At 72.7% G+C, this 6,679-nt stretch carries 6 protein-coding genes; 4 read left to right on the top strand and 2 right to left on the bottom strand.

Annotated features, from left to right (window positions below; all coding sequences use genetic code 11):
- Positions 1-91: 91 nt before the first annotated feature.
- Positions 92-1,393 (bottom strand): hypothetical protein, encoded by a 1,302-nt coding sequence (locus ACFC79_RS36800; RefSeq protein ID WP_376249428.1) that lies wholly within the window; start codon positions 1,391-1,393, stop codon positions 92-94.
- Between the two features lie 196 nt (positions 1,394-1,589).
- Here ACFC79_RS36800 and ACFC79_RS36795 point away from each other — a divergent pair, with 196 nt between their 5' ends.
- The 4 genes from ACFC79_RS36795 to ACFC79_RS36780 all read left to right on the top strand — a co-directional run bounded on the left by ACFC79_RS36795 (position 1,590) and on the right by ACFC79_RS36780 (position 5,787).
- Positions 1,590-2,630: an ABC transporter substrate-binding protein gene (locus ACFC79_RS36795; protein ID WP_376249426.1), complete on the top strand. Its 1,041-nt coding sequence runs from the start codon at positions 1,590-1,592 to the stop codon at positions 2,628-2,630.
- Positions 2,631-2,891: 261 nt separating this feature from the next.
- Positions 2,892-3,734, top strand: coding sequence for a Nif3-like dinuclear metal center hexameric protein (locus ACFC79_RS36790; RefSeq protein ID WP_376249424.1), 843 nt, complete (start codon positions 2,892-2,894; stop codon positions 3,732-3,734).
- A complete protein-coding gene (locus tag ACFC79_RS36785) occupies positions 3,731-4,474 on the top strand; it encodes a zinc ribbon domain-containing protein (protein WP_376249436.1) in 744 nt (247 codons plus the stop codon). The genes ACFC79_RS36790 and ACFC79_RS36785 overlap by 4 nt, the downstream gene beginning before the upstream one ends.
- Entirely contained in the window at positions 4,474-5,787 is a 1,314-nt protein-coding gene (locus ACFC79_RS36780; RefSeq protein WP_376249422.1) for a bifunctional RNase H/acid phosphatase, read from the top strand. Before ACFC79_RS36785 ends, ACFC79_RS36780 begins: the two co-directional genes overlap by 1 nt.
- Positions 5,788-5,986: 199 nt before the next feature.
- On the opposite strand, the gene eda is transcribed toward ACFC79_RS36780, so the two are convergent.
- Positions 5,987-6,607, bottom strand: a complete 621-nt coding sequence (gene eda, locus ACFC79_RS36775; protein WP_376249420.1) for a bifunctional 4-hydroxy-2-oxoglutarate aldolase/2-dehydro-3-deoxy-phosphogluconate aldolase — start codon at positions 6,605-6,607, stop codon at positions 5,987-5,989.
- Between the last annotated feature and the right edge of the window lie 72 nt (positions 6,608-6,679).

The raw sequence follows: 6,679 nt of genomic DNA, 5'->3' as shown, positions 1-6,679 counted from the left end.
GAGCGAGTTGACCACGGATCGACTCGGAGATGCGCATACCACATCAACGAGCCGCAGAGCGGGAAGCAACACGTTGATTCTCTGCGCTCCCTTAGACCGATCGGTACGCGAAAGAGGCATCGCCCACCCGGTGTGCCGCTCGGTCCGTACCGGGCACCCGACGCCCCACGAGAGGCGCCTGCCCCAGTGGGATCGGCCGGTGTACAGGAAGAGGCGCGACATCCGCGGAAGGTTGCCTTCCGTCGTCCGGATCCGCCTGCGCCGCCCGCGACGGATCGAGGTCGCCGTCCTCCGGTGCCTCCACCAGTGCCACCCCGCACGCCACGTGCGCGTCGGCGTACGGCAGGCGGAGCACACCGTCCCGGGTCCACACCCCGCGACCTGCCTGCCACCCCTCGGGGGCGGCGAGTTGGTGGAGCCGGCGCCCCACCGGGCGCCACAGCCCGAGCCAACTGCCCGCCGCCCCGTCGATCCGCAGTGCCACCGCGCAGTGCTCCGGCGTCAGCGACTGCCCCGGCTGCACGGCGAAGGGCGTCACCGTCACCCCCGCCGGACGCAGACACTCCGGGAAGCGCACGGGCAGGCAACTCCCCAACACCCCCCAGCCGAGCCGGTCCTGCCCCGGCGCGTCCGAACGGATCAGCAGCAGACCGCTGTCCGGATCGGCGAGCAGCAGCCGGTCGTCGCTGTCCGGGGCGATCTGCAACAGCGGAGCCACCTCGCCGCCCCGTCCCAGGTCCACCGCGACCGCCTTGACCGGACCGCCGCCCGGCGGCCTCCGGTCGAGGGCCAGCACTCGCCCCTCCCGGTCCAGCCAGGCCCCGCCGGTGCAGTGCCCGGGAACCTCGGCGACCCGCTCGGGGCCGGAGGCGCCGCCCGTCACCAGCCAGACGGTCGTGGACCGCGCACCGGCCGCGAGCGCGTACGCGCCGATGCCGTCAGGGGACGGCGGCAGCATCGTCAGTTCGGCCGACGCGACAGTGCCGAGCGCCAGTTCGCCGGTGCCGGGGCCGGTCGGATAGAGCAGCGAGAACGCGTGCAGGTCCGCGACCCGGCGCCGGATCAGCACCCGTCCGTCGGTCAGCGGCAGCACGTCCGAGTCCGGTTCCTCGGGCTGGTCGAGGGGGAGCGGAACCGCGTACGGCTCGTGCCCGTCCAGCGTCCAGCGCTCCACGAACCACGCCCACGTGGATCCGGCGGCCGGCTCCCCGGGCTCGCGGGACGGCTCCGCCGGGATCTCGCGCGGGGCGAGCCGTGCCGCGTACGAGCCGTCCGCCGCCAGCGTGAACGCGGGCCGCGCGTCCGCCGCGTCCGGCCCGCCGTCCCCGAGCACCTCGGCAGCGGGTACTCCGGGTGTCCCTGCGACCTCGTTCATATCGACACAGACAGTCATGGAATGGTCACCTCCGGCGACTGAAGGTAGTTATCGCACTTCCTGCCGAACAACGGGTGACTCGGCACTTCACGCATAAGGGTGGTGATGTCCGAAATCGCTTGAGGGTGAGGGGGTTATGCGCAATGCCGAGATGGGTGGATAAGGTTAGGCATTCCTAAGCGGTACCTGTGTGACCTACCACCTGGAGCAAGTGATGTCCCTTCGTCGCCGCGGCACCGCCGCAGTCGGCCTGGCGGTGGCTGCCGCCCTCTCCCTGTCGGCCTGCGGGAGCGACGACGGGGGCTCGGGCGGCTCGGCCGAGCCGAAGGGCGGCGACAAGAAGGCGGCCGTCGCGACCGGTGGCAAGGACTTCGCCGACGCCGCGAAGAAGACGGCGGCGTACGGGACGGACGCCAAGCCCGGCGAGTTCCCCCGCACCCTCACCCACGCCCTGGGCAAGACCGAGATCGAGGCCGCTCCCAAGCGCGTCGTGGTGCTGGACGTCGGCGAGTTCGACAACGTCGTCTCGCTGGGCGTGAAGCCGGTCGGCTACGCCCCCTCCGAGGGCGACGCGGCGATCCCCTCGTACCTGAAAAAGGGCGCGGGCGACCCGAAGAGCGTCGGCACCATCAACAACCTCAATCTTGAGGCCATCGCCAACCTGAAGCCCGACCTGATCCTCGGCAGCCAGCTGCGTGCCGCCGACAAGTACGAGGCGCTCTCCAAGATCGCGCCGACCGTGTTCTCCATCCGCCCCGGCTTCACCTGGAAGGAGAACTACCTCCTCAACGCCGCGGCGCTGGACAGGACCGACAAGGCGAAGAACGAACTCGCCGCCTACGAGGCGAAGGCGAAGAAGCTCGGCGACGACATCGGCCCCGACAAGCCGACCGTCTCCATGGTCCGCTACATGCCCGACCGGATCCGCCTCTACGCCAAGGCGTCCTTCATCGGCACGATCCTTGAGGACGTCGGGCTGCCGCGGCCCGAGAATCAGCAGATCGACGACCTCGCGGCGGAGATCAGCCCGGAGAAGATCGACGAGGCCGACGCCGACTGGATCTTCACCGGCGTCTACGGCGAGGTGAAGAAGACCAAGCGGGACACCACCCAGTCCAACCCGCTCTGGAAGAACCTCAAGGCGGTCAAGGACGGTCGGGCCAAGGACGTCTCGGACGAGACCTGGTACCTCGGCCTCGGCGTCACGGCCGCGAACCTGGTCCTCGACGACCTCCGTGCCGACCTCGTGAAGTGACGATCCCGCCGTAACGATTCCTGAGCGCTGTCCCGTAATCCCTGGCGGGCGCGCGACGACAGCTACGGCACCTCGCCGCGTTGTCGGAACGTCCACATGCATCCGGTATGCGGACGTCCCTCCGCCTTGCGATGCACCGCATCCGACGCCGCGCGCCGACCCACCAGGGATTGCGGGACACCGCTTGGGCGGACGCGGGCCGCCCGTACGGCCCGCCGAAGCCATGGCGGACGGGGCACAGGGGGCAGGTAGCCTTTCCTTGTGCCCCGTCTGTCTGAAGTCCTCACCGAGCTCGACACTCTCTGGCCGCCCGAGCGGGCCGAGAGCTGGGACGCCGTAGGCACCGTCTGCGGCGACCCCACCGCGCACGTCGACCGGGTCCTGTTCGCCGTCGACCCCGTCCAGGAGATCGTCGACGAGGCGCTGCGGCTCGGCGCCCAGTTGATCGTCACGCACCACCCGCTCTACCTGCGGGGCACGACGACGGTCGCCGCCTCCACGTTCAAGGGCCGGGTCGTGCACACCCTGATCAAGCACGACATCGCGCTGCACGTCGCCCACACCAACGCCGACACCGCCGACCCCGGTGTCTCGGACGCCCTCGCCGGCGCCCTCGACCTGCGCGTCGAGCGGCCCCTGGTCCCGGATCCCGGCGACCCCGCGGGCCGTCGGGGCCTGGGCCGGATCTGCGTGCTCGACCACCCGGAGAGCCTCGCCGACTTCGCCGCCCGCGCCGCCGCCCGGCTGCCCGCCACCGCGCAGGGCATCCGGCTCGCCGGCGACCCGACGGCGACGGTGCGCACGGTCGCGGTCAGCGGCGGCTCCGGCGACAGCCTCTTCGACGCGGTGCGCGCCGCCGGTGTCGACGCGTTCCTCACCGCCGACCTGCGTCACCACCCGGCCTCCGAGGCCATCCAGCACTCCCCGCTCGGCCTGATCGACGCCGCGCACTGGGCCACCGAATGGCCGTGGTGCGAACAGGCGGCGGCACAGCTCGACGCGATCTCCGACCGCCACGGATGGGACCTGCGGGTCCATGTCTCGAAGCAGGTCACCGACCCCTGGACCACCACCACCCACCACTCTTCTGGAGCCCCCAACTGAACGCCGCGCCCGCCGACCAGATCCGACTTCTCGACGTCCAGGCCCTCGACGTCCGCCTGTCGCAGCTCGCCCACCGGCGCAAGTCGCTGCCCGAGCACGCCGAGATCGAGTCGCTCACCAGCGACCTCGCGCAACTGCGCGACCTGCTGATCGCCTCGCAGACCGAGGAGAGCGACACCGCCCGCGAGCAGACCAAGGCGGAGCAGGACGTCGACCAGGTGCGCCAGCGCGCCGCCCGCGACCAGCAGCGTCTCGACTCGGGTGCGATCACCTCGCCCAAGGACCTGGAGAGTCTCCAGAGCGAGATCGCCTCGCTGGCCAGGCGCCAGGGCGACCTGGAGGACATCGTCCTCGAAGTGATGGAGCGCCGCGAGTCCGTCCAGGAGCGCGTCACCGAGCTGTCCGACCGGGTCTCCGCGGTTCAGGCCAAGGTGGACGACGCCACCGCCCGCCGCGATGCCGCGACCGAGGAGCTCGACGGGGAGGCCGCGACGGTCACCAAGGAGCGCGAGGTCGTCGCCGGTTCCGTGCCCGCGGACCTGATGAAGCTGTACGACAAGCTCCGTGAGCAGCAGGGCGGGGTCGGTGCCGCCCGGCTGTACCAGCGCCGCTGCGAGGGCTGCCGTCTGGAGCTGAACATCACCGAGATCAACGAGGTGAAGGCGGCGTCCCCGGACACCGTCCTGCGCTGCGAGAACTGCCGCCGCATCCTGGTCCGCACGGCGGATTCGGGCCTGTAATGACCCAGCCGCGCCAGTTCGTCGTCGAGGCCGACGGCGGGTCCCGGGGCAACCCCGGACCCGCCGGCTACGGGGCGGTCGTCGTCGACCCGGCGACGGGGGAGACCCTGGCCGAGGCCGCCGAGTACATCGGCGTCGCGACGAACAACGTCGCCGAGTACCGGGGCCTGATCGCGGGCCTGCGAGCGGTGAGCGCGCTGGTGCCGGACGCGGCGGCGGACACGATCCGGGTGCGGGTCCGGATGGACTCCAAGCTGGTCGTGGAGCAGATGTCGGGCCGCTGGAAGATCAAGCACCCCGACATGAAGCCGCTCGCGGCCCGGGCCGCCGCGATCCTGCCGGCCGGCTCCGTCACCTACGAGTGGATCCCGCGCGAGATGAACAAGCACGCGGACCGGCTGGCCAACGAGGCGATGGACGCGGGCCGACGGGGCGAGCAGTGGGAGCCGTCGGCGTCGACGGCCGCCCTCGACACCGCCCGGCCCTCGGTGGACGAGGTCCTGCCCCCGGTGGCCGGCCCGCCCGGCGACGCCGCGGCGGGCGCCGCCCGGGCGCGCGCGGCCCTCGCCTCCCGTCCCGGATGCGGGACGGCCCCGGCACCGTCCGCGCGTTCCGCCGCGGCCCCCGACCGGGCGGGGGCGTCCACGGCTGCCGCCCCCCAGGTGGGCTGGGGCGCGGCGCCCGATCTCGGGGCGCCCGCCACCTTCGTGCTGCTCCGGCACGGCGAGACGGCCCTCACCCCCGAGAAGCGGTTCTCGGGGAGCGGCGGCAGCGACCCCGAACTCTCGGCCACCGGACGCCACCAGGCCGAACGCATCGCCCGGTCGCTCGCCGAACGGGGCACGATCCAGGAGATCGTCAGCTCCCCGCTGCGACGCTGCCGCGAGACGGCCGGAGCGGTGGCGCAGCGGCTCGGCCTGGAGGTCCGCATCGAGGACGGTCTGCGCGAGACGGACTTCGGCGCCTGGGAGGGGCTGACCTTCGCCGAGGTGCGCGAACGCCACGGCGCCGACCTGGACGCCTGGCTGGCCTCGGCGGAGGCGGCCCCGACCGGCGGCGGCGAGAGCTTCGCCGAGGTCGCCCGCCGGGTGGAGGCGGCCCGGGATCGCCTGATCACCCGTCACGCGGGCCGTACGGTCCTCGTGGTCACTCATGTGACGCCGATCAAGACCCTGGTGCGGTTGGCGCTCGGCGCCCCGCCGGATGCCATGTTCCGCATGGAGCTCTCGGCGGCCTCGGTGTCCGCGGTGGCCTACTACGCGGACGGGAACGCCTCGCTCCGGTTGCTGAACGACACCTCGCACCTGCGATAGGCCCCGCCGGGGCGGGCGGTGTTCGCGGTCCGGTCGGACGGGCGGAGTTCGCCGCCCGGGGCCTGTGCAGTCCGTCGAGGGGCCCGTACCGGGGCCGGGGTCCGAGCCGTCGCGGGGGCGACGTGTCCGACCCCTGCGTATCCGGGCCCCGGCCGCACAGGACTCGCCGGCCGCGCGGGCCCCGGCCGCGCAGGACCTGTCAGGCGCGCAGCGCCGCCGCCTCGCGCGCGAGGCGTTCCACCCGTGCCCAGTCCTTCGCCGCCACCGCATCCGCCGGAACCATCCAACTGCCGCCCACGCAGCCGACGTTGGGCAGGGCCAGGTAGGACGGCGCGGAAGCGGCAGAGATGCCGCCGGTCGGACAGAACCGGGCCTGCGGCAGCGGCGAGGACAGCGCCTTCAGATACGCGGTGCCGCCGGCCGCCTCGGCCGGGAAGAACTTCATCTCCGTGACCCCGCGTTCCAGCAGCGCGACCACCTCCGACGTCGTGGAGACGCCCGGCAGGAACGGCACCCCCGAGGCCCTCATCGCGTCCAGCAATGCGTCCGTCCAGCCGGGACTTACCAGGAACCGGGCGCCGGCGGCGACGGTGTCGGTGACGTTGCGGGCCGAGACCACCGTGCCCGCGCCCACCACAGCGTCCTCCACCCCGTCCGCGATCGCCGCGATCGCGTCGAGCGCCGCGGCCGTCCGCAACGTCACCTCGATGGCCGGGAGCCCGCCCGCGACCAGGGCCCGGCCGAGCGGTACCGCGTCGACGGCATCCTCCAGGACGACGACGGGCACGACGGGCGCAAGATCCAGCACGGAGGAGGTCATGCGCTCATCCTGCCGCGCCCGCGGCGCAGTGTGCAACGCACGTTGCGCGGTGCGCAACGTGAGGTGCGGGTG

This window comes from Streptomyces sp. NPDC056061, assembly GCF_042266885.1.
Taxonomy (GTDB): domain Bacteria; phylum Actinomycetota; class Actinomycetes; order Streptomycetales; family Streptomycetaceae; genus Streptomyces.
Note: the sequence above shows the minus strand (reverse complement) of the source record. Positions and strands in the feature narration are given on the sequence as shown.